Annotated in this window: 2 protein-coding genes; both read left to right on the forward strand. The window is 45.0% G+C overall.

What is annotated here, in order from left to right:
* A partial coding sequence (locus A3738_RS25850; protein WP_156504512.1) for a UTRA domain-containing protein occupies window positions 1-254 on the forward strand: 254 nt, incomplete at its 5' end.
* Between the two features lie 12 nt (window positions 255-266).
* The coding region (locus A3738_RS25855; RefSeq protein WP_068763959.1) for a phosphate/phosphite/phosphonate ABC transporter substrate-binding protein at window positions 267-901 on the forward strand (635 nt) is incomplete at its 3' end.

Below are 901 nucleotides of genomic sequence, written 5' to 3' on the forward strand. Positions count from 1 at the left end.
TTGAAGGGGGTTCTCTTCATCGTTTTCTGAAGTCTAATTTTGGTACCGGTCTGGCTCGAAAAGAAAGCGTGGTCAGCGCCGCATTACCGACTTCTGAAGAAGCTGCTCAGCTTTTAATGCCGAAGGGCGGACCAATACTGAAATCAAAAAGTGTTAATGCCGATGTGATTGGCGGTCGACCGATCGAATATGCCATTACGCGATTTCGAGGTGGTGCTACCGAATTATCTTTAAATTTCGATCTCAAAAACTAAGAGGATATTACTATGAAAATCAGAAGCTTAATTGCAGCCGGTATGGCTTGCTTGACTGTGTCTAGTGCAGTGTTGGCGGAATTGCCAGATGGCTCAAAAGGCAATCCACTAAGAGTTTTAATGGTACCCGCGGATACTGGTACAAATGATATTACGCAGGACTATAAGCCAGTCTTTGATGGTATCACTAAGAATTACGGTATTCACTTTGACGTAAAAGCGGGCAATAGCTACGCCGCTGTTGTAGAGGGGATGTGTAACGACCAGGCTGACATTGCTTGGTTTGGTGCTTCTACCTATGGTGAAGCTTACAATCGTTGCGGTGTTGATTTACTCGCTGTTGACGTCAAGAAAGGTGACTCTTCGTACTACTCAGGTATTTTCGTTAAGAAAGGCAGTGGTATCAACGAAATATCTGACCTCAAAGGACATAGTGTTGCATTTGGAAGCACAAGTTTTACTTCATCATTCAACTTTCCGGTTGCCATGATTATCGCTGCTGGCATTGATCCAGTGAAGGATCTCGACAAAGTTATTGTGGCGGGCTCGCATTCTGCGTCATTAGCGGCACTCGCGGAAGGAAAAGTAGATGCAGCGGCTGCATCCTATAACTCGTTCGGTAAAGCAGTTAAGAAAGGTGCGATTGA

This window comes from Oleiphilus sp. HI0066 (assembly GCF_001635725.1).